A 19,816-nucleotide genomic window follows, 5' to 3' on the forward strand; every position below is an offset into this window, starting at 1 on the left:
GATCTCCTGAGGTCAGTGCCGGACCGGGCAACCGTGCGTGTCGTGGGTGTCGAAGTACCGCCCCGCCAGCCGCAGCCGGTGGGCGTGCAGCACCATCACGGTGCCGAGAACCAGTTGGACGACGCTGCGCCCCACGTCCTCCCCGCGGTCCCGCACCCGCATCCAGCCGAGGCGTGGCACCGACCCGTCACGGACGAGGAAGCACGGGCCCCGGCTCGGCAAGGACCGGGTGTGCGTGACCGACGAGTGCAGCGTGACGCGGCGCAGCACCTCTCTCGTGGCGGCCCGCATGATGATCGGGGACAGCCGCCACGCCGGGCAGGGGCGGTTGGCGGCGATGCCGAACGGGATGTGGTGCTCGTCGCGAGCCGCGGTGTGCTCCCAGCGGCTCGGGTCGAACTCGTGCGGGTTCGCGTACCCGGTCGCGTGGTAGGCCGGATAGTTGAAGCACAGCACCGAACCCGCGGGGAACCTCGTGTGCTCGTCGAGCTCGATGTCCGCGGTCGTGATGCGGTGCGCGATGCCGAACAACGGGTACAGCCGGAACGTCTCGTCCAGCACGTGCGCGAAGTACCGGTCGTCGTCGACTCGTTGCGCCACATGGGGGTGCTGGGCGAGCGCGAGCAGCAGGTGCGACATCGCCTCCGACATCTGCACCACGGCGGTGTTGAAGTACGTGCCCTGCAGGTAATGCACTTGTTCGACAGCCGAGAGCGTCTCAGGCAACGGATGCCGGACGTCCGGGAGCCGGTGTGCGAGGTAGCGGGTCAGGCGGGCGCGCCGGGCGGGGTGACGCAAACCCGTGCACTTCAACGAGGTCACGACGTCGTTGGCGTGCTCGACGATCAGGCCGCGGGCAAAGCGCGGGCACGGCTCGCCGAACACCAGCTCGTAGAAGAACTCCGCCCACACCGGCATCATCAGGTCGCGCAGCCGGACGTGCGTGACCGGCTTGGTGATCACCTCGTCCAGCACCTTCGCCGTGCATCGGGTTGCGGCGGCTGACAGTTCTTCGCTGGACCCGGCGAGGAAGACACGCGTCGCCCGCGCGACGTCGTCGTAGCGCGGCCCGGCTTCCAGATGCTCCTGGTGCACTTCGGGACCGGGGGAGAGCCAGTACCAGAACAGGTCCGACAGCCCGGCGCCTCTGCTGCGGCCGTTCGCGGCGGGATGGCTGTAGAGCTCCTCGAACCGGTCGGCGCCGACCTGCTCGTTGGGGAACGTGATCGCGTTGTCCCCGTTGACCTTCTCGAACACCTTGGCGCGCAACGACACCACGAACTGGCTCAGCATCGCACCACCACCATGTCACGGGTCAGGTCGCCGCCGCACATGGCCAGGACGTGCTCGAACTCGTCCCGCAGCACGTCCAGCACCGTCCGCACCCCGGCCGAGCCGTCCGCCGCGAGGCCCCAGAGCACCGGCCTGCCGATGCCGACAGCGGACGCCCCCAGCACGAGCGCCAGAGCCACGTCGCCTCCACTTCGGACACCGCCGTCCAGCACCACCGGAACCCGTCCGGCCACGGCCTCGGCCACCGCGGGCAACGCGTCCAGCGCCGCCGGGACGAGGTCGAGCTGACGTCCGCCGTGGTTCGACACGAAGATCCCGATCCCACGCTCAGCCGCGAGCACCGCATCAGTCGGATGCAGAACTCCCTTGAGCCACAACGGAAGCGATGTCATCGAGCGGATCCGCTCCACGTCGTCCCACGAGCACGCGGTCATCTCGATCTTCCGCAGACCCGGTGTTCCCGGCAGGTCCCGCATGTTCTCCGCCGCCAGCCCGTCCGGCAGGTCGTGGAAGCCGTGCTCGATGTCGCGCCGATGCCGGCCGAACACAGGAGAGTCGACCGTGATCACCACCGCGGCACAGCCCGCCCGTTCCGCCCGCCGCACCAGGGCTTGTGTGACCTCGAAATCCGGCTGCACGTACAGCTGGAACCACACAGGCCCGGTGGCAGCTGCCACGACGTCGGCGATCGGCACCGTCGACGCCATGCTCGACACCAGCACCGTGCCGTCCAACGCCCGTGCCGTCGCCAGCTCACCTTCGGGGTGCGCGAGCTTGTGGAACGCGGTCGGCGAGACCAGCACGGGAAAGCCGAGGTCCCTGGTCTGTCCCCGCAGGACCCGTGGCAGCAGGGCGAGGCGCCGGAACGCGGCCTCGTTCTCCGCGAGCACGACCTCGTCCCCGGCCCCGCCCGCGAAGAAGTCGTAGTGCACGGGGTCGAGCACCGCGCGTGCCTTCTCGTGCAGTTCGGCGAGCACCGGGTTCACCGCAGGAACTCCCGCAACGGCGCCTTGTGCACGGCCTCGCTGTCCCACTCGTTCTCGAGGTTCTCGGTGATGTGGTGCTCGTCGACCAGCGAGCCACCGCGGAACCGCCGCACCACCGGGTGCAGATACCGCCCGTCGAGCCCGCTGGTGTCCTCCTGCGATTTCCGGCGCTCCGAGATGTCGAACGGGTTGACCTTGTCGTGGTCCGCCCCGTACTCCAGCGTCACCGTCAGGTACGTCTCGACGTCACCGAAGTCGCCCCGTGCCACGGCTTCGTGCAGGTGCGCGACCGGAACCTCCTCCACGTACCGAACGCCGTCCGGTCCGACGAGCACCGCGTCGGCCATGAACGCGAACAGCTGCCACAGCGCGGAAGTCCGGTTCACCCGCTCGATGATCGCCTCGGTGACCTCCGAGGGAGCTACTTCGCGGCTCGGCCAGTCCACGCCGTGGTAGCGGCGCTCGTGGATCCGGTGCAGCGCGCGAACCCCGTAGCGGAACCCGTGGATGAACCCGCTGGTCGACTTCTTGAAGTCCCGCGCCTGCGTGATCGTGCCCGCGAAGAACAGGTCCGGCACGTTCACCGACTCCCACTCCGCCGTCTGGTCCGGGAACCGCGAGTTGATCGTGAGCTGCGGCCGGCACTCCGGCGCGAAGATCGAGGCGTCGAACCGGAACCCCGTCGCGAGGATCACCCGGTCGTACCGGATCTCCTTGATCACCTCGTTGACCCGCTGGAAGCTGACCTTCACCAGGTATCCGTCGCCGTCGCGCCGGATGCCCGCGATGTGCCCGTCCAGCAGCGCGTTCTGCGACTTGAGCTGGTAGGTGTCGAGGAAGTTGTTGTTCACCGCCCGGAGATGGCCGACGAAGTGCGTCTGCCACGCCAGTTTCAGCGAACCCGGCCCGGCGACGTGGATGACCGACGCCGTCTCGACCAGGGCGTCGGCGGTCTCGAACGCCGAGTTGCCGCGTCCGATGATCAGCACCTTCTGGTTGACGAAGTCCTGCGGGTCGACGGAGACGTCGTAGTAGAGCTCGGCGTGCTCGGCCCCGTCGATCTCCGGCACGTACTGCTTCGACACCCCGGTCGCCGCGATGATCCGCTTCGCCCGGTACGTCACCCCGTGCTGGTCGCGCACCACGAAGTCGTCCGGCCTGCTCACCGACACGACCTGGGTGTCGTAGCGGATCGGCAGGTCGTTCTTCACCGCGAAGTCGCCCAGATACCGGACCATGTCGTCGGCCTGCGGGAAGTAGCGCGGCGTGTAGCCGGTGAACAGCAGCTCGGGATCGTTGGACAGCAACGAGTTCCAGTCGACGCGCAGGTTGAGCTCCGGGTCGTCCCAGCCCGTGTACACCTTGTTGATGGAGATCAGCTGGCGGTGCCGGGGGAAGCGGGTGAAGAACGTCCCCGCCGCCGCACCGCACTCCAGCACCAGGTGGTCCCGGCCCGCCTGCTTGAGCAGGTAGGACGCCTGCAGCCCCGCCGGACCGGCGCCGATCACGAGACACTCGGTCGAAACCTCGCTGGACACGACTTCTCTCCTCTACGCGGTCAACAGACGCTTGTCGGGCTTGCCACTCGGCGCGACCGGGGGTTCGGTGATGGCGGTGACCTTCACCGGAGCGCAGGCCGCGCCGAGCCGTGCGGTCACGAGCTTCTGGAGCTCGTCGAGTTCAGGGACCCGATCACCTTTGGGCACCACGAACGCGTGCACGGCCTCGCCGGTCTCGTCGTCCGGCACCGCGACCACGTAGGCCTCGGCGACGTCCGGGTGCTCGGCGATCACGTGCTCGATCGGCCCGATGTAGTGGAGATTCGCGTTGACGATCACGACATCCCTGGCGCGCCCGGTCAGACGCAGGTAGCCGTCCGCGTCGAAGTGGCCGAGGTCGCGAGTGCGGACCCAGCCGTCCACGAACACCTGCGCCGACTCGTCGGGATTCCCCCAGTACGCGCAGGCTTGGCCAGGAGTGCGCACGAACAGCTCGCCATCGCGGATCTCCACGTCCACCGGCGGTTTCCCGACCGTGCCCGGCGGATCGCACGGGGTGGCCATCGAGATCATGCCGGTCTCGGTCTGCCCGTAACCGTGGAACAGCACGGGCCCCAGCACTTCCAGGGCCTCGCGGTGGCGTTCGGTGGTCAGCGGCGAACCCGAGACCAGCAGCGCGCGCAACGACGACAGGTCGGCGGGGGAGTGGACGAGCCTGGTCAGGCCGGGCACGGTGATCACGCGGGCGGTGGCGCGGTGCCGGGTGATCGCGTCGGCGGGGTTGTCGGCGACGACGATCGTGCCGCCTGCGGTCAACGTCAGGACGGCGTACTCGAACATGACCTGGCTCGACAGCGACCCGAACACGAGGTACCGCTGGAGGCGACCAGCGAGCTCCCGGACCGCGGGTGGCCAGGCGTCGGGACGGGCGGCCCAGGCGGTGGTCATCGAGGCGTAGGTCTGCGCGCAAGCCTTGGGAGCGCCCGTGCTGCCACTGGTGTGGATGAGCCGGGCGATGTCGTCGGACCTGCCGTCGCACCGCAGTTCTGACGCGTGAGCCTGAGGGATGTCCGAGTCACGCACGACGAGTTTGATGTCCAGGCTGAGCAAGTGCTCCACCTGCGCGACGGTCAGGCCCGGCCGCACACCCACGACTCGTGCGCCCACCGCGTGCGCCGCGAAGATCGTCGCGAACGCCTCCGGGTTCACTCCCTGCAGCAACGCGACACCGTCACCGGGCCCGATTCCCTTGGCGCGCAACCCGGACGCGATCCGCGCGACCAGGTCGAGCATCTCTCCGCCGGTCACCACGCGGGTGCCGTGCTCGAACATCGGCCGGTCCGCGGCGGCGCCGAGCACATCGAGCACCGCCCGCGGAAACGGCTCACGCACCGGCAAGGCATTCCTTCACGAACACGACCAGCGGCTGCTGGTGCACGTCCGGGAAGTCCCAGTGGTTCTCGAGGTTCTCGGCCAGGTGGTGCGTCGCGGCCAGCACACCGTGCCGGTAGTAGCGCACCACCGGATGCAGGTAGCTCGCCTGCGCAGCGTTGGCCGCGTCGTTCTCCGCGACACGGGGGATGTCGATGTCGAACGGATCCACGGTGTCGTGGTCCGGCCCGTACTCGAGCGTCGCGACGAACCGGTGCTCGGCCGGCCCGAGCCCGCCGTCCGCAATGTACGCGACCGGCACCTCCTCCTCGTACCGCGCCTCGCCGCCGTCGACCGTCACGACGTCACCGATGACCGCGAACTGCTGCCACAGACAGGAAGACGTGTTCACCCGAGCGATCACCGCGTCGCTGATCGCCTCCGGAGACACGTCCACCAGCGCGTGAGGCCACGGAGTCTCGTGGTTGCGGACGGTCAGGACCCGGTGCAACGCGCGGGCGCCGTAGCGGAACCCGTGGATGAACCCGCTGGTCGACTTCTTGAAGTCACGCGACTGCGTGATCGTGCCCGCGAAGTACAGCCCCGGGATGTTCACCGACTCGAACGCCGAGGTGAGCTGCGGGAACCGGTCCTTGATCACGAGCGCCGGGCGGCAGCCGTCGTCGAAGACCGAGGCGTCGAACCGGAACCCGGTGCACGCGATGATCCGGTCGTACTCCAGTTCGCGCAGCTTCTCGACCGTGCGCGCATAGCGGAACTGGATCCGGAACCCGCCCTCGGGCCGCGGTTCGATGCGTTCGATCGACCCGTCGATCACGGCGTTCTCGGACTTGAGCTGGTAGGTGTCGAGGAAGTTGTTGTTGACCGCGCGCAGATGCCCGACGTAGTGCGTCTGCCAGGCCAGCTTCACCGAGTGCGGCCCCGCGACGTGGATGACGGCCGCGTGCTCGACCAGCGCGTCCGCGGTCTCGAAACCGGAGTTGCCCTTGCCGATCACGAGCACCCGCTGATCGGTGAACGACTCGGGGTTCGTGTCGAACGTGTCGTACCGCTCGGCGTGCTCGATACCGGGGATCTCCGGCACGTACAGCTGCGAGACCCCGGTGGCCATCACGAGGTTCTTCGCCTGCCACGTCCGTCCACTGTGGTCGGTGACGGTGAACCCGGCGGCGTCGCGCGAGATCTTGGTGACATCGATGTCGTACTGGACGTGGAGCCCGGCCGCGCAGTCCTGGAAGTAGCGGACGATGTCGTCGGCGTCGGGGAAGTACCTGGGGCTGTAGCGGGTGAACAGCAGGTCCGGGTCGTCGAGCAGCAGCGAGTTCCAGTCCATCCGCATCCGCCGCTCCGGGTCGGAGAACCCGGTGTGGACCTTGTTGATGGAGATCAGCTTGCGATGCCGGGGATAGCGGGTGAAGAACGTACCGGCCCCGCTGCCGCGTTCGAGGACGGCGTAGTCGCGACCGTCCCACTCCAGCAGTGCGGCGAGCTGCAAACCGGCCGGTCCCGCGCCGATGATCAGGTAGTCGTGCGCCATGAGCCGGGAAGCTACCGGCGAGATCTCAGAACTTTCTGAGATCAGCTGCCTACCGTCCGTGCCGTGACCACGACCGCTTCTGACACGTCCGTGGACCTCGGTTCGCCGCTGACGGCCGCGCACCTGCTGGCCGCCGCCGCGCCGGTGCCCGTGCTCGTCGGGCCCGCTGTGCTGGACCGGGTTCAGCAGGGCCGCGCGTACCTGCGCACGGTGCTCGCCGACGACGAGCGGCCGGTGTACGGCGCCAAGACCGGGTTCGGGGCCCTGGTGGGCTTCGCGGGCCGGGCCTCCGAAGCTGACCAGTGCGACAACACCCTCGCACACCTCGGTGCGGGCCAAGGACCCGACCTCCCGCCGGACATCGCCCGCGCCGCCCTGCTGGTGCGGACGTGGTCGCTCGCGCAGGGACTCTCCGGCGTGTCCGCACACGTCGTGGAGGGACTCGCGGCGATGTTCGCGACCCCGTTCGTCCCGGCGATCCCGCGCTACGGTTCCGTTGGCGCCAGCGGTGACCTGATTCCGCTGGCCTATGCGGCGCAAGCGTTGCGCGGCCGCGGGCACGCTTACCTCGACGGCGTTCGTCTCGGGGCAACGGAGGCCCTGGCCGCCGCCGGGCTGACGCCGCTGGACCTGGACGGCCGGGACGCGCTCGCGATCGTCAACGGCACGTCGCTCACCACCGCGGCCACGTCCCTCGCCCTCTCGTCGATCCGGGCGTCGCACCGGGCGGTCGCGGACCTGACCTGTGTGCTCGTGGACGTTCTCGGCGCCGACCCCGGGTTCCTCGACCCGCGGCTGATCGCGGCGTTCGGGCATTCGGGCGCTACTTCCGTTGCCGCACAGATGCGTGCGTTGCTGGAAGGAACCAGGCCCAGTGGTGACCGCGCTCTGCAGGAGCCGTACAGCATCCGGTGCTCGCCGCAACTGCTCGGGGCGGCCGAGGACGCGTTGCGCTACGTGGACGGAGTCGTCGCCGCGGACCTGGGCGGGGTCAGCGACAACCCGTTGTTCTTCCCCGGCGACGACCTGGTGGCCCACGGCGGCAACTTCTTCGGCCAGCCCGCCGCGTTCGCCGCCGACGTGCTGGCGATGGTCGCGGCGTCGATCGGCAACCTGGCGGAACGGCAGCTCGACCTGCTGGTCGACCCGTCCCGCAACACCGGCCTGCCGCCGATGCTCGCCGCCGGACCCGGTCAGCAGCACGGGTTGCAGGGCGTCCAGCTGGCCACGACCGCGTTCGTCGCGGAGATCCGCCGCAACGTTCTGCCCGCCAGCACGCAGAGTCTGTCGACGAACCTGCGCAACCAGGACGTCGTGCCGTTCGGGACGCAGGCCGCGTTGCGCGCCTACGACCTCGCCGAACTGCTCCGGCTGCTGGCCGGTTCACTCGCACTGGGGCTGCGGCAGGCCGTGCACGTGGGCGGACGGCGCCCGACCGCGCCTCGGTGCGCGGAGCTGCTGGACGCCCTGGTCGAGGCCATCGAACCGATCGACCCCGACCGGCCGCTCGACGCCGACGTGCGGATCGCGGCGGACGTGGTCATGGACAGGCGGCCGCGATCCTCTCGCGCAGCGCAGCGGGATTTCGGCGCTGCCCGGCCAACGGCAGCCGCACCGTGAACCTCGCGCCCCGGCCGGGATGCCCGACAGCTTCCACCGACCCGCCGTGCCCCGTCACGATCTCTCGCACCAGCGACAGCCCCAGCCCGAACCGGTTCTCGCCCGCCCCGTGCCGGGACCGCTCGAACAACCGCTCCGCCTCCCGCGGGTCGAACCCCTCGCCGGTGTCCGCGACCACCAGTTCCACCCACCCGCCCGCGACCCCGAGCCGCACCGAGATCCGCCCGCCCTCGGGCGTGTGCCGCACGGCGTTGGCCAGGAGCTCGTCCACCGCACGCCGCAACGCCGTCGCGACCCCGTTGACCTCCAGCGGAGTTCCGGGATGCGCAACGGACAGCACGATCCCTCGTTCGGCGGCCCGCTCGCTCTCGCTCTTGACCGCCGCGCCGGCCACCGCCGTCAGATCCACCGCCTGGCCGGGCCGCTCGCTCAGCTGGGCCGACAGCAGCAGGTCGTCCACCACGTCCCCGAGTCCGCGAATGGACCTCGCCAGCGCGTCGAGGCTGTCGCGGTGGTCGTCGGGCAGGTCCGCCGCCTTCGCCAGCCGCGACAGCAACTGCGCGCGCAGGTACGCCCTGGCGATTGGTGTCCGCAGCTCGTGGCTCGCGTCCGCGACGAACCGCCGCTGCCGGGCCAGCGCCTCGGCCAGCGGCCCGACGGTCCGGCGCCCGACGCTCAGCCCGATGAACGCCGCCACGAGCAGCCCGGCGGCCAGCGCGATCCCGAGTGCCTGCAACAGGTGCGTGCGGTCGGCCAGCAGGTACCGCATGTCGAACACCGACTGCACGACGGTGCCGTTCGGGCCAGGTGCGGTCAGCACCATGTACTCGGTGCCGTTGGCGGAGACGTCGCGCGAGATCGCCCGGCCGGACGACCGGACCGAGCCCAGGTCGTCGCGCAGCGGGAACCCGGCGGGCACCTCCAGAGGACCGAGATCGAGCACTTCGTCCTTCAGCACGAACACCCACGCGCACTTGGGTGCGATGCCGGGGACGCCGAACCGGGCGTTGTACTGGAGTTCGCGCGTCACCTGGGTTTCCTGCGCGTGCACCATGACGACGTACGCGATCGCGCCGACGAACGTGACCATCACCGTGATCGCCAGGCCCACCAGCACGCTCACCCGCAGCCGCGCCCGCCGGACCTCCGCACGTTCCGCCTCGGCCCAGGACGCTCTCACAGATCCCCCAACCGGTAACCGACCCCCTGAACCGTGTGCACCACGGACCGCCCGACCTTGGTCCGCAGGTAGTGCACGTAGGTGTCCACGATGGACGGTGAGAGTGCGTCGTGGAACACCGTCCGCCGCAGCGACGCCCGCGTGTACACCGTCTCCGGATGCGTCGCGAGCACCCGCAGCAGCCCGAACTCCCGTTCGGTCAGCGGCACCCGTTGCCCGTCGGGCAGCACGACCCGATGCTGCTCCAGCTCGAGCCGACCGGCACCGATGCGCAGCACCGCGGCGAACTCGGCGGCCCTCCGGCACAGCGCCCGCAGCCGCGCGAACAGCTCACCCAGGTCGAACGGCTTCGTCAGGTAGTCGTCGGCGCCCGCGTCGAGCCCGTCGATCCGGTCCCGCACGGACCCCATCGCCGTCAGCACCAACGCCTGCGTGCGCACCGCACGCGAGCGCAACCGCGCCAGCAGGTCGAGCCCGTCGAGCACCGGCAGCCCGCGGTCGATCACCACCACGTCGTAGGGCCGGCTGAGGGCGAGGTGCAGTCCGCGTTGCCCGTCGAGGGCGACATCGACTACATATCCCTCACTTCTCAACACGGCGGCGAGCAACTCCACAAACTCTCTGTCGTCCTCTACGAGCAGTAGCCGCACAAGACGAAGAATCCCACGCTGCCACGGCATCCGACCAGGTCATCGAGGCAGTGCAACAGCCAATGGACAGGCGCCCGGATTTGTTCACGAATGTGATACCGACAGCTCAGTCCGGTCGTCCTCGGCCACTGCGGCGCTCGGCGAACCTGTGCGGCCATCAGGGACCGGTAATTCAACGATAAACAGATGAAACACGCGCATGGCGTGACCTGCGAGAGCGCGATGGGTGTGAACGGTCAGGCGCGGACGACGGCGGGGGTGGTGAACCGGCCGCCGACCCAGCCCGCGGTCGCGATGGCGCGCAGTCCGGGGTCGCCCTCGGTCAGCTGGCCGTGCGGGCCGAGCACGTCCGCCGAGGAGGTGCCGTCGTGCCACCGCACCGGCAACCGGCCGTGGCGCTCGAGCACCCCGGCGAGCTTGGACGTCAGCTTGGCGCTGCCGATGTGCACCCAGCGGCTCGGGAACAGCTCCAGCAGGTCGAGCGTTGCCGGGCTGATCTCCGGCACGACCGTGATGCCGTTGTCCCGCCCGTACTCGACGAGCTCGCGCAGCGCGTCGGGATCGCCCTCGGGGAAGACGTGCATGACGTTGAGCTTGTAGGCGGCCATCTTGTCGATGGCCTTGCGCATCTCGGCGGGCGCCAGCAGCGCGCTCGTGACGCCACGCCACGAGAACGCGGGGGAGTCCTGCACGTCGGCCGCGCGCACCGTGCCGTCGTTCGTCATCAGCTGCCGGAACGACTGCACGCCGTGCCGCAGCCCGGCCTGGGTGCCGGCGCGGAGCATGACCGCGGAGTTGCTGACCAGCAGCGCGTACCCCTCCGGGCCGAGCCCGCGCATGGCCGGGTCGTGCGACACCATCAGCATGCCGTCGGCGGACTCGGCGAGCAGGTAGCCGGTGTGCGCGAAGATGTGCTCGCGCAGCATCGCCGCCGCCGTGCGCGCCTGCCCCGTCACCCGGACCGCGACGTCCTCGGTCAACGCGAACGCACCCGTGCGACGGGGCGCGCTCGACGGCATCGGAATAATCACCGGTGTCCTCCCAGCGGACTAACGTGAAAACCCGCCCTGGAGTTCCACCTCAGTGACCATGATCACGCATCGGCAGCCGTACCGTGAACGTGGTGCCCAGGCCGGGTGTGCTCGTCACGCCGACCGATCCGCCGTGCGCCTCGACCAGCTTGCGCACGATCGCGAGCCCCAGGCCGCTGCCACCGGTGCTGCGCGCCCTCGACCTGTCCGCCCGCCAGAACCGGTCGAACACGTGCGGCAGGTCCTGTGCGGAGATGCCCGCGCCCGTGTCGGCCACGGAGATCACCACGTCTGAGCCGTCCCGGACCGCGCGGGCCGACACCGATCCGCCGGACGGCACGTACCGCAGGGCGTTCGCGACGAGGTTGTCCAGGATCTGCCTCAGCCGCAACGCGTCCGCGTCCACCACGAGGTCATCCGCCGACACCTCCAGCGCGACCCCGGCCTGCGCGGCCCGGACCTCGTGCGCGGCCAGGACCTGCTCCAGCGCGGCCCGCACCGGCACCGGCTCGATCGTCAGCCGCAACGAGCCCGCGTCCGCCACGGCGAGGTCCTGCAGGTCGTCCACCACGTGCTGCAGCACCAGCGCTTCCTTCAGCAGCAACGCGACCAGCGCCGGGTCGAGGTCGCTCACCCCGTCCTCGGCGGCCTCCAGCCAGCCCCGGATGTTGCTCAACGGCGTCCGCAGCTCGTGCGCGACGTCGCTGACCATCGCCTTGCGCGCCTGTTCCAGCTGAGCCCTGTTCGTGGCCATCGTGTTGAACGCCCTGGTCAGGCCCGCGATCTCGTCCTGGCCGCGCACCGGCACCGGTGGGATGTCGCCCCCGCTGGACATGTGCTGCGCGGCGGCGGTCAGCGCCCTCAACGGCCGCGTGATCCGGGCGCCCGCGAACGCCGCCACCCCGATCGCGGCGAGCAGCACTGCGGCAGCCGCACCCGCGACCCGCCAGCCGTTGCCGGACAACGAGATCCCGGCGGTCGGCGGGCCCGTCGGGGTCGTCAGGTACAGCAGGACCGGCGGCGCCACGTACGGCGCGAGCTGCTCCTTGCGCGACGCGGCAACGCACGCCGCGACGGCGGGCTCGTCTGGCGGGTCCACGCCCGAGGACTGCTTGCGCGCCGGGGTGTAGTCGGGGTCCAGGTCGACCGGCGGCAGCGACTTGCGCGCCAGACAGGCGTTGACCAGGTCTTCGAGGTCGAGCAGCGCGTAGAAGTCGGCGGCGGTGTCGAACGGCAGCTCGTTCTCCCGGCAGCCCAGCCGGGTCTGTTCCTTCTTGACCAGCCGCAGGCAGAACAACGTCCCGGTGCGGTCCTCGCGCTCGCGGAAGTCGATCGGCGTGCGGAACGGCCCCAGCACCCGTTTGTCGATCCGGTCGGCGGGCGCGTCCGGCACCAGCACGGGGTCGACGGCCAGCGCGTCCACGACCGCGGCGGCCGTCGCGGGCAGCTGACCGCCGTCTCCGCCGACGTCCGCGACCGTCCGCCCGTCCTTGGTGACCAGCACGATCCGGCGGTTCGGGTGCTGCTCCGCGATGGACGTGACCACGGCGTCCACTTCGGACCAGTCGCGGTGAGCGGTGGCGTGCTGGAGCAGCTCCGCGTAGATCCTGTTGTCGGACGCCAGCTCACGGCCCTGCTCGCGGGCGATCGACGCCGTGGTCAGCTGGGTGGCGAGCCACGCGGTCGCGGCGATCGAGCACACCGCGATCAGCACCACGACGATCAGCAGGCGGGTGAAGACGCTACGGCGCATCGACGCGTCCGGCGGTGAGCTTGTAGCCGATCCCGTACACCGTGACGAGGTGTTCCGGAGTGCGGGAGTCGGTCTCGATCTTGCGGCGCAGGTTCTTGACGTGCGTGTCGATCGTGCGGGTGGTCAGGAAGCTGTCGAGGCCGTGCATGCGGTCCAGCAGCTGTTCCCGCGTGAACACCCGGTCCACTTCGGACGCCATCACCTCCAGCAGCCCGAACTCGCCGGGCGTGCACTCGACCAGCGCGCCGCGCACGGTCACCTCGTGCCGCAGCGGGTCCACCACGATCGGCCCGACCCGCAGCATCGGCGCGGGCCGCGCGGCCGGGCGTCGCCGCAACAACGTCCGGACGCGCGCCACCAGTTCGCGCGGGCTGAACGGCTTGGTCATGTAGTCGTCGGCGCCGATCCCGAGGCCGTGCAGCAGGTCGTCCTCAGTGGACCGCGCGGTGAGCATCAGCACCAGCACGTCCGAGTCCGCTCTCAGTGCGCGGCAGACGTCCAGCCCGCCCAGTCCCGGCAGCATCAGGTCCAGCACCACGAGCTCGGGCTGCTGAGCCCGGACCACGTCGAGCGCGTCCCGTCCGTCGTGGACGACGACAACGCGATGATGGTCCTGCTCCAGGTAACGGCGGACGAGCTCGGCCTGGTTCTCGTCGTCCTCGGCGACCAGGATGAGAGCGCTCACGGGGGCGAGGATACGGACGCCCTCTGGCCGGTCACCGGTTCGACACAGGATCCTCACAAGTGCCGAACAAGATCCACCGCATGCGCAACACCGTCATCGCGGCCACTGTGCTCGTCGTGGTCGTCACCGCCGCCGTGCTGCTGGTGCGCGGCAGACACGACGAACCGGCCGCGGCCCCACCACCGGCGACGAAGACCACGACCGTGCGCAAAGGAGACCTCACGAACACCCGCATGCTGCAGGCCGACCTGGGGTTCGGCGCGGCCAGACCCGTCAAGGGCGCAGCGGGCACGGTCACGAAGCTGCCGGCCGTGGGGCAGGTCACCGAGGTGGGCAAGGAGCTGTACCGGGTGGACGACCAGCCGGTAGTGGTGTTCATCGGCGCCACACCGCTGTTCCGGGCATTGGACGCGCCGGGCGTCAAGGGATCCGACGTCGCCGTGCTGATGGACAACCTCGCCGCGCTCGGCTACCAGGTCGGCACCCGCCCGAAGGACGCGGCGAAGGCCGAGCTCACACCTCGCCTGGTCGACGCCGTGAAGGCGTGGCAGAAGGCATTGGGCCTCGAGCAGACCGGCGTGCTGCAGCCCGGCCGCGTGCTCGTGCTGGAGCGGCCGATGCGCGTCGCGTCCGTGAAGGCCCAGCTCGGCGCCGCAGCGAGCGAGGAGCTGTTCGAGGTCACGCCGACCACCCGCCTGATCACGCTGCAGGTGCCGGTGTCCGAGGCGGGCGCGGTCAAGGCGTCGATGCCGGTGACGATCGTGCGCCCGGACTCGCGCGAGGTGCCCGGCAAGGTCACCTCCGTCGCTGCCGCGCCCGCCCCGGAGAACGGCGGCGGCCCGAAGACCGCCATCGTGGTCACGCCGGACGACCCGGCCACCGTCGCCGACCTCGACACCGCGCCGGTGCGGCTGAAGTTCACGACCGAGAGCCGGACCGGGGTGCTGACCGTGCCGCTGGCCGCTCTGGTGGCGTTGAAGGAGGGCGGCTACGCGGTGCAGCTGCCCGGCGGCGGGTTGAAGGCCGTGCGGACCGGGTTGTACTCGCAGGACAAGGTCGAGATCTCCGGCGACGGCATCACCGACGGCCTCGAAGTGGTGACCGCCCAGTGACCCCGGTGCTCGCGTTGCGGTCGGTCTCGAAGCACTATCCCGGCGGCGTGACGGCGTTGTCCGACGTGTCCTTGCAGGTTGGCGCGGGGGAGCTGCTCGCGATCGTGGGCCCGTCCGGGTCTGGCAAGTCGACTCTGCTGCACCTGGTCGGGACGCTCGACCTGCCGTCTTCGGGCACCGTCTCGATCGACGGCCAGGACGTGTCCTCGCTGAGCGACCGGTGGCTGTCGGCGTTGCGGGGGAGCCGACTGGGGTTCGTGTTCCAGCAGTTCCACCTGTCCGACGGCCTGACCGCCACCGAGAACGTCGCCACCGGACTCCTGTACGCGGGCGTGCGGCGCAAGGACCGTCGCGCGCTGGCTTTGGAGGCGCTGGAACGGGTCGGGCTGGGCCATCGGACCGATCATCGGCCTTGGCAGCTGTCGGGAGGGGAGAAGCAGCGCGTCGCGATAGCCCGGGCGGTCGTGAACAACCCGGCGCTGGTGCTCGCCGACGAACCGACCGGGGCGCTCGACACGGCGAACGGGCTCGCGGTGCTGGAGTTGTTGAGGGAGCTGAACCGGCAGGGGACGACGATCGCGCTGATCACGCACGACCGGGACATCGCCGCCGCGTTGCCACGTCGGGTGGAATTGCGGGATGGGCGGATCGTGTCGGACTCGGGTGCCGCAGGAGGGCTGGACGGCCGGGTCTTCGCCTCGCGTGCAGATGCCGCGACCGTCCGGTTGCCCAGGCTGTTCACGGGGAGTGAGCGATGACGCTCTCTCCCGCCGACTTCGTGTCCCTCGATTCGCTCGGTGTCCGCGTTCGTCGGTCCCGTGCCGCTCTGTCTGCCGTCCGGTTGCCCAGGTTCTCCGCGGGGAGTGAGCGATGACGCGTCTTTCTCCCGCCGACCTGCTGTCGCTCGGTTCGCTCGGTATCCGCACCCGCCGGCTCCGCGCCGCCCTGTCCGCGCTGGGCATCGCGCTCGGCATCGCCACCGTCGTCGTGGTCACCGGCATCCCCGCCTCCAGCCAGCAGGCCCTGCTCGACGAGCTGACCGCGCTCGGCACCAACCTGCTGCGCGCCCAACCCGCCCAGCGCAACGAGGACCCGGTCCTGCTCCCCGAGTCCTCGGTCGCGATGGTCGGGCGCATCGGTCCGGTGACCGGGGCCGCTGCCGTCGCGAACACCCACACCCGCGTGCGCCGCAACGACCTGCTCGATCCCGGCCACAGCTCGGACATCACCGTCCTGGCCGCCACCCCCGGCCTGCTGGAAACCGTGAACGGCCGCGTCGCCAGCGGTGAGTTCCTGCCACGGCCGGACTTCCCGTCGGTCGTCCTCGGCAGCGTCGCCGCGTCGAGACTCGGCATCCCGGACGCCCGCGAGCAGCCCGCGATCTTCGTGGGGGACCGGTGGTTCACCGTCGTCGGCGTGCTCGCGCCGATGCCGCTGGCGCCCGACATCGAACGCTCGGTGCTCGTCGGCTGGGAGGCCGCCCGCACGCAGCTCGGCTTCGACGGCCACCCGACCGTCGTCTACGTCAAGGCGCGCGAGGAGTCCATTGAGGACGTTCGCGCGGTGCTGCCGGCCACGCTGTACGGCGAGATCCCCGGCCTCGTGCAGGTGAGCCGCCCGTCCGACGCCCTGGCTGCCAAACGCGCCACCCAGAACTCCTACAGCGCGCTGTTCCTCGGCCTTGCGGGCGTCGCACTGCTCGTGGGCGGCGTCGGTGTGGCCAACACGATGGTGATCTCCGTGCTGGAACGCCGCAGCGAGATCGGCCTGCGACGAGCCCTCGGCGCCACCCGCGGCCACATCCGCGCCCAGTTCCTGACCGAAGCGGTCCTGCTGTCGAGCCTCGGCGGCCTGGCCGGCACCGCACTGGGCGCGCTCGGCGTCACCGGCTACGCCACCCTGCACGACTGGCCGGTCGTCATTCCCCTGCCAGTGCTCGTTTCCGGTGTGCTCGCCGCGTTCGTCGTGGGCGCCGCCGCCGGCCTCTACCCCTCCATCCGCGCCGCCCGGCTCACCCCGACGCAGGCGCTCTCCGCGTGACGAAAGGACTGTGCCCGATGAAGAAGGCCACCCTGGCCCTGGTGTTCCTCGTGGCGGCCTGTGGTTCGCAGACCACGCCGCCCCAGGTCGCCTCCCTCAGCACGCCCGGCAGCAGTGCGGCTCCGACGTCGGCGTCGCAGGAACAACGGCCCCGCGAACGCCTCGACATGACGCCCGAGGACTACGAGGCCCTGAGCGCGCCGTACGAGCAGTGCCTGCTGGGGTACGGCGTGGACAAGAAGGGCCGCGCGCCCGGAGGCAGCGGCAAGCCGGAGCCGTCGAAGGAGGAGGTCGACAAGGCGTTGAAGGCGTGCGAGTCGAAGCTCCCGCTGCCGCCGTGGGAGAAGGACGTCAACAACCCGGAGGCCGTCGACTTCGCCAACCGCGTCGTGCAGTGCCTGCGCGACAAGGGCGTCCGCTATGTCGAGGTGCACAACGAACCGGGCGGCGACACCGTCTCCTACGCGTTCGGCGGCCCCAACAACGACTCCGCGTCCATCACGCTCGGCCTCGAACACGCGAAGGAATGCGAGATCGCGTCCTCCAAGAAGTGATCTAGACTCGGCGAAAGGATGCGCTGGGGGGCGATCTCATGGACTTCGAACTCGCCGAGTGTCGCTACTACGGGGTCTTCAGGGACGGCGTCGGCAGCGTGGACCGGGCCTCGATGCTCGTGCGCAAGCTGGAGGCCTACCGCGAGGAGGAGTACGCCGGCCACGGCCTGTGGGTGGAGACGGAGAAGCTCTACCAGATCGACTCCGGCCGGGACATGAACAGCGACTACCGCCAGCTCACCGAGGCCGAGGAACTCCAGCTCCGGCAGGAGATCGACGCGTCGTGGGCGGCCAATTGGCACCATCACGTCGTTTCGGCCGACGCGGTGCCGTTCGCCGTGGTCCTGACCGCGAAGAACCATCGGTCGCGTCCCGTGCTGATCGCGCGTGACGGGCACCGCGGGCGAACGGAGACGGACCTCCTCGACCGCGCACCGGAGGAGTCGTGGGCCGTCGAGGAAGCGGAACCGGCCGCGGTCCCCGAGATCCTGGCGCGGATCGAGGTCCGGCGGCGTGAGGAGGCCGGGCTGACCGGCGGCTACGCGGTCTTCCGCCGCCTGGCCGACGCGCTCGACCTCGTGACCGCCAGCGCGGTCGTGCCCGAGCGTTCAGAAGAGCACGAGTTCACCGTGCGGCTGGCCCTGTGGGAAACGGAGCACGTGGCAGGGCTGGTCCGCCTCAGGAACGCGAAACGGCGAGCGGCTCCGGTCGATGGCCGTCAGCACTTCGCACTGTTCCAGAGCATCAGCGCGGCGGCGGACATGCGCAACGCCCACTCGGCCGTACGGTCCACAGTGGACTCGCGGAGGTGGGAGATGTTCCTGAGGCCGGGGGAGTGGCTACCGGCGTCGCGGCCGCCGCAACACCGAACGGTGCTGCCGCTCGGCCCGGACGACCTGGAGACGGTTCTGGCGAGGCTCGGGGCCGCCGAGTCCCGTTACCTGGAGGTCCGGGGCACGGGACGCGTCGCACTCCTCCGGCTCACCGGCACCACCGAGGAGTTCGCCGTCGATCTGGGCTGGGAGCCGTCCGACGTGCTCACCCGGCTGCCGGGCGAGGACTCGTGGTCCGTCTCCGAGATCGACGAGAGGACCATGACGAACCTGAGGTTCGACGTCGCCTGCCTCGGCAGATCCGGGCAGCACCGCGACGGCGAGTACGAGTACATCGCCGTCTTCCCAGCCCGTCTCGTCGCACTCGACCTCTCCCACGCCCAGCTGGTGATCCGGCGCAGGGACGAGGCCGAGGAGAAGTTCGCCGGGCCCGCCCGCGGCTGGGAGCCGGCGAGCCCGGAAGAACGGGGCGCCACGGCCTACCCCAGCCGGCGCCTGCCGATCAGCCGCGCGGAGATGGAGCGGCTGATCAGCTGAGCAACTCGCGGACCCGCGGCACGACCTCGGTCCCGTACAGCTCGATCGTCCGCATCAGCGACGAGTGCGACAGCCCGCCGATCCCGTACTTCAGGTCGAACCTGCTGGCGCTCAACGTCTTCATCGTCCGAGCCATCTTCTCCGCGACCGTCTCCGGCGACCCCACGAACAGCGCGCCGTGCGGGCCCACCTCGTGCGCGTACGACTCCGGGGTCGGCGTGGAGAACCCGCGAGTCCTCCCGAGCCGCGAGATCACGTCGAGGTAGTGCGGCCAGAACTCCTCCCGGGCCTGCTCGTCGGTCGGCGCCACGTGGCCGGGCGAGTGGATCCCGATCGGCAACGGGTCGCGGCCGAACTTCTCCAGCGCGTGCTTGTAGAGCTCGGAGAACGGGGCGAACCGTCCGGGGTGGCCGCCGATGATCGCCAGCATCAGCGAGAAGCCGTGGGAGGCCGCGCGCACGACGGACTGCGGGCTGCCGCCCACGCCGATCCACGTCGGGAACGGCTCGGTGAACGGCACGACGTCCTGCTCGTGCAGCGACGCGCGGGTCTTGCCCTGCCAGGTGACCGGGCCGCCCTTCACCAGTTCCGCGAACAGCTGCGTCTTCTCCTCGAACAGGTCCTCGTAGTCGGCGAGGTCGTAGCCGAACAGCGGGAACGAGTCCACACTGGACCCGCGACCCAGGATGACCTCGGCGCGGCCGCCCGAGACCGCGTTCAGCGTCGAGAAGCGCTGGAACACCCGCACCGGGTCGTCCGAGCTGAGCACCGTCACGGCCGAGCCGAGGTGGATCCGGGACGTGCGGGCGGCGATCGCGGCCAGCACCACGTCGGCCGCGGACAACGGCATGTCCGGGGTGTGGTGTTCGCCGATGCCGAAGAAGTCCAGGCCCACCTGGTCGGCCAGCACGCCCTGCTCGACGACGTCGCGGATGGTCTGGGCGTGCGTGAGCGGCTTGCCGTCGGCGTCGTGGGTGACGTCGCCGAACGTGTCGAGTCCGAACGTGGTCATGACGTGTCCCTAAGGTTGATGTTGTTCGGGGTTAGTGCTCCGGATGCCCAGTGCGATGGGGTGTGGCTGATGACTTGTTGCCGTGAGGTGGCTCCGAAGGAA

Annotated in this window: 17 protein-coding genes; 6 read left to right on the plus strand and 11 right to left on the minus strand. The window is 70.3% G+C overall.

All coding sequences use genetic code 11. The features are described from left to right. Window positions 1–12: 12 nt before the first annotated feature. The 5 genes from ABZ345_RS08705 to ABZ345_RS08725 are packed head-to-tail and all read right to left on the minus strand — an operon-like array spanning window position 13 to window position 6,707. Window positions 13–1,293 carry a cytochrome P450 gene (locus ABZ345_RS08705; RefSeq protein WP_359844423.1) on the minus strand — a complete coding sequence of 427 codons (1,281 nt, stop codon included), beginning with the start codon at window positions 1,291–1,293 and terminating at the stop codon, window positions 13–15. Continuing rightward, window positions 1,287–2,279, minus strand: coding sequence for an alpha-hydroxy acid oxidase (locus ABZ345_RS08710; protein ID WP_359844425.1), 993 nt, complete (start codon window positions 2,277–2,279; stop codon window positions 1,287–1,289). The genes ABZ345_RS08705 and ABZ345_RS08710 overlap by 7 nt, the downstream gene beginning before the upstream one ends. Next, window positions 2,276–3,817, minus strand: a complete 1,542-nt coding sequence (locus ABZ345_RS08715; RefSeq protein WP_359844426.1) for an NAD(P)-binding domain-containing protein — start codon at window positions 3,815–3,817, stop codon at window positions 2,276–2,278. The genes ABZ345_RS08710 and ABZ345_RS08715 overlap by 4 nt, the downstream gene beginning before the upstream one ends. Window positions 3,818–3,829: 12 nt before the next feature. Then, complete coding sequence (locus tag ABZ345_RS08720) at window positions 3,830–5,170, minus strand: AMP-binding protein (protein WP_359844428.1); 1,341 nt, start codon at window positions 5,168–5,170, stop codon at window positions 3,830–3,832. Next, on the minus strand, window positions 5,163–6,707 hold the full coding sequence (locus tag ABZ345_RS08725) for an NAD(P)-binding domain-containing protein (protein ID WP_359844430.1): 1,545 nt from the start codon (window positions 6,705–6,707) through the stop codon (window positions 5,163–5,165). The genes ABZ345_RS08720 and ABZ345_RS08725 overlap by 8 nt, the downstream gene beginning before the upstream one ends. A 63-nt stretch (window positions 6,708–6,770) precedes the next feature. Between ABZ345_RS08725 and ABZ345_RS08730 the strand changes: the two genes are divergently transcribed. After that, a complete protein-coding gene (locus ABZ345_RS08730) occupies window positions 6,771–8,327 on the plus strand; it encodes an aromatic amino acid ammonia-lyase (RefSeq protein WP_359844432.1) in 1,557 nt (518 codons plus the stop codon). Here the strand turns inward: ABZ345_RS08730 and ABZ345_RS08735 are convergent. The 5 genes from ABZ345_RS08735 to ABZ345_RS08755 form a co-directional block, all read right to left on the minus strand. Continuing rightward, window positions 8,248–9,507, minus strand: a complete 1,260-nt coding sequence (locus ABZ345_RS08735) for a HAMP domain-containing sensor histidine kinase (RefSeq protein WP_359844434.1) — start codon at window positions 9,505–9,507, stop codon at window positions 8,248–8,250. The two genes, ABZ345_RS08730 and ABZ345_RS08735, sit on opposite strands and share 80 nt — an antisense overlap. Next, entirely contained in the window at window positions 9,504–10,187 is a 684-nt protein-coding gene (locus ABZ345_RS08740; protein WP_359844436.1) for a response regulator transcription factor, read from the minus strand. The genes ABZ345_RS08735 and ABZ345_RS08740 overlap by 4 nt, the downstream gene beginning before the upstream one ends. A 206-nt stretch (window positions 10,188–10,393) precedes the next feature. Next, window positions 10,394–11,188 carry a glycoside hydrolase family 20 zincin-like fold domain-containing protein gene (locus ABZ345_RS08745; protein WP_359844438.1) on the minus strand — a complete coding sequence of 265 codons (795 nt, stop codon included), beginning with the start codon at window positions 11,186–11,188 and terminating at the stop codon, window positions 10,394–10,396. A 49-nt stretch (window positions 11,189–11,237) separates the two neighbouring features. Then, a complete protein-coding gene (locus ABZ345_RS08750) occupies window positions 11,238–12,941 on the minus strand; it encodes a HAMP domain-containing sensor histidine kinase (RefSeq protein ID WP_359844439.1) in 1,704 nt (567 codons plus the stop codon). Beyond that, a complete protein-coding gene (locus ABZ345_RS08755; protein ID WP_359844441.1) occupies window positions 12,931–13,626 on the minus strand; it encodes a response regulator transcription factor in 696 nt (231 codons plus the stop codon). The genes ABZ345_RS08750 and ABZ345_RS08755 overlap by 11 nt, the downstream gene beginning before the upstream one ends. A gap of 59 nt (window positions 13,627–13,685) precedes the next feature. On the opposite strand from ABZ345_RS08755, the gene ABZ345_RS08760 reads away from it, so the two are divergent. From ABZ345_RS08760 to ABZ345_RS08780, 5 genes are all read left to right on the plus strand, one after another. After that, complete coding sequence (locus tag ABZ345_RS08760) at window positions 13,686–14,738, plus strand: peptidoglycan-binding protein (protein WP_359844443.1); 1,053 nt, start codon at window positions 13,686–13,688, stop codon at window positions 14,736–14,738. Beyond that, window positions 14,735–15,496 carry an ABC transporter ATP-binding protein gene (locus ABZ345_RS08765; protein WP_359844445.1) on the plus strand — a complete coding sequence of 254 codons (762 nt, stop codon included), beginning with the start codon at window positions 14,735–14,737 and terminating at the stop codon, window positions 15,494–15,496. Before ABZ345_RS08760 ends, ABZ345_RS08765 begins: the two co-directional genes overlap by 4 nt. A gap of 112 nt (window positions 15,497–15,608) precedes the next feature. After that, complete coding sequence (locus tag ABZ345_RS08770; protein ID WP_359844447.1) at window positions 15,609–16,778, plus strand: ABC transporter permease; 1,170 nt, start codon at window positions 15,609–15,611, stop codon at window positions 16,776–16,778. A gap of 17 nt (window positions 16,779–16,795) precedes the next feature. Then, window positions 16,796–17,332 (plus strand): hypothetical protein, encoded by a 537-nt coding sequence (locus ABZ345_RS08775; protein ID WP_359844449.1) that lies wholly within the window; start codon window positions 16,796–16,798, stop codon window positions 17,330–17,332. A 38-nt stretch (window positions 17,333–17,370) separates the two neighbouring features. Then, on the plus strand, window positions 17,371–18,702 hold the full coding sequence (locus tag ABZ345_RS08780; protein ID WP_359844450.1) for a hypothetical protein: 1,332 nt from the start codon (window positions 17,371–17,373) through the stop codon (window positions 18,700–18,702). Here ABZ345_RS08780 and ABZ345_RS08785 read toward each other — a convergent pair. Then, window positions 18,695–19,714: an LLM class flavin-dependent oxidoreductase gene (locus ABZ345_RS08785; protein ID WP_359844452.1), complete on the minus strand. Its 1,020-nt coding sequence runs from the start codon at window positions 19,712–19,714 to the stop codon at window positions 18,695–18,697. The genes ABZ345_RS08780 and ABZ345_RS08785 overlap by 8 nt on opposite strands. Window positions 19,715–19,816: the final 102 nt, after the last annotated feature.

Source organism: Lentzea sp. NPDC005914 (genome assembly GCF_040629405.1).
Lineage (GTDB): Bacteria > Actinomycetota > Actinomycetes > Mycobacteriales > Pseudonocardiaceae > Lentzea.

What these genes read in the sequence shown, in the direction of transcription:
- ABZ345_RS08725 (WP_359844430.1), bottom strand. Translation starts at nt 6,707, where the DNA reads ATGGCGCACGACTACCTGATCATCGGCGCGGGACCGGCCGGTTTGCAG.
- ABZ345_RS08750 (WP_359844439.1), bottom strand. Translation starts at nt 12,941, where the DNA reads ATGCGCCGTAGCGTCTTCACCCGCCTGCTGATCGTCGTGGTGCTGATC.
- ABZ345_RS08780 (WP_359844450.1), top strand. Translation starts at nt 17,371, where the DNA reads ATGGACTTCGAACTCGCCGAGTGTCGCTACTACGGGGTCTTCAGGGAC.
- ABZ345_RS08785 (WP_359844452.1), bottom strand. Translation starts at nt 19,714, where the DNA reads ATGACCACGTTCGGACTCGACACGTTCGGCGACGTCACCCACGACGCC.
- ABZ345_RS08775 (WP_359844449.1), top strand. Translation starts at nt 16,796, where the DNA reads ATGAAGAAGGCCACCCTGGCCCTGGTGTTCCTCGTGGCGGCCTGTGGT.
- ABZ345_RS08705 (WP_359844423.1), bottom strand. Translation starts at nt 1,293, where the DNA reads ATGCTGAGCCAGTTCGTGGTGTCGTTGCGCGCCAAGGTGTTCGAGAAG.
- ABZ345_RS08740 (WP_359844436.1), bottom strand. Translation starts at nt 10,187, where the DNA reads ATGCCGTGGCAGCGTGGGATTCTTCGTCTTGTGCGGCTACTGCTCGTA.
- ABZ345_RS08770 (WP_359844447.1), top strand. Translation starts at nt 15,609, where the DNA reads ATGACGCGTCTTTCTCCCGCCGACCTGCTGTCGCTCGGTTCGCTCGGT.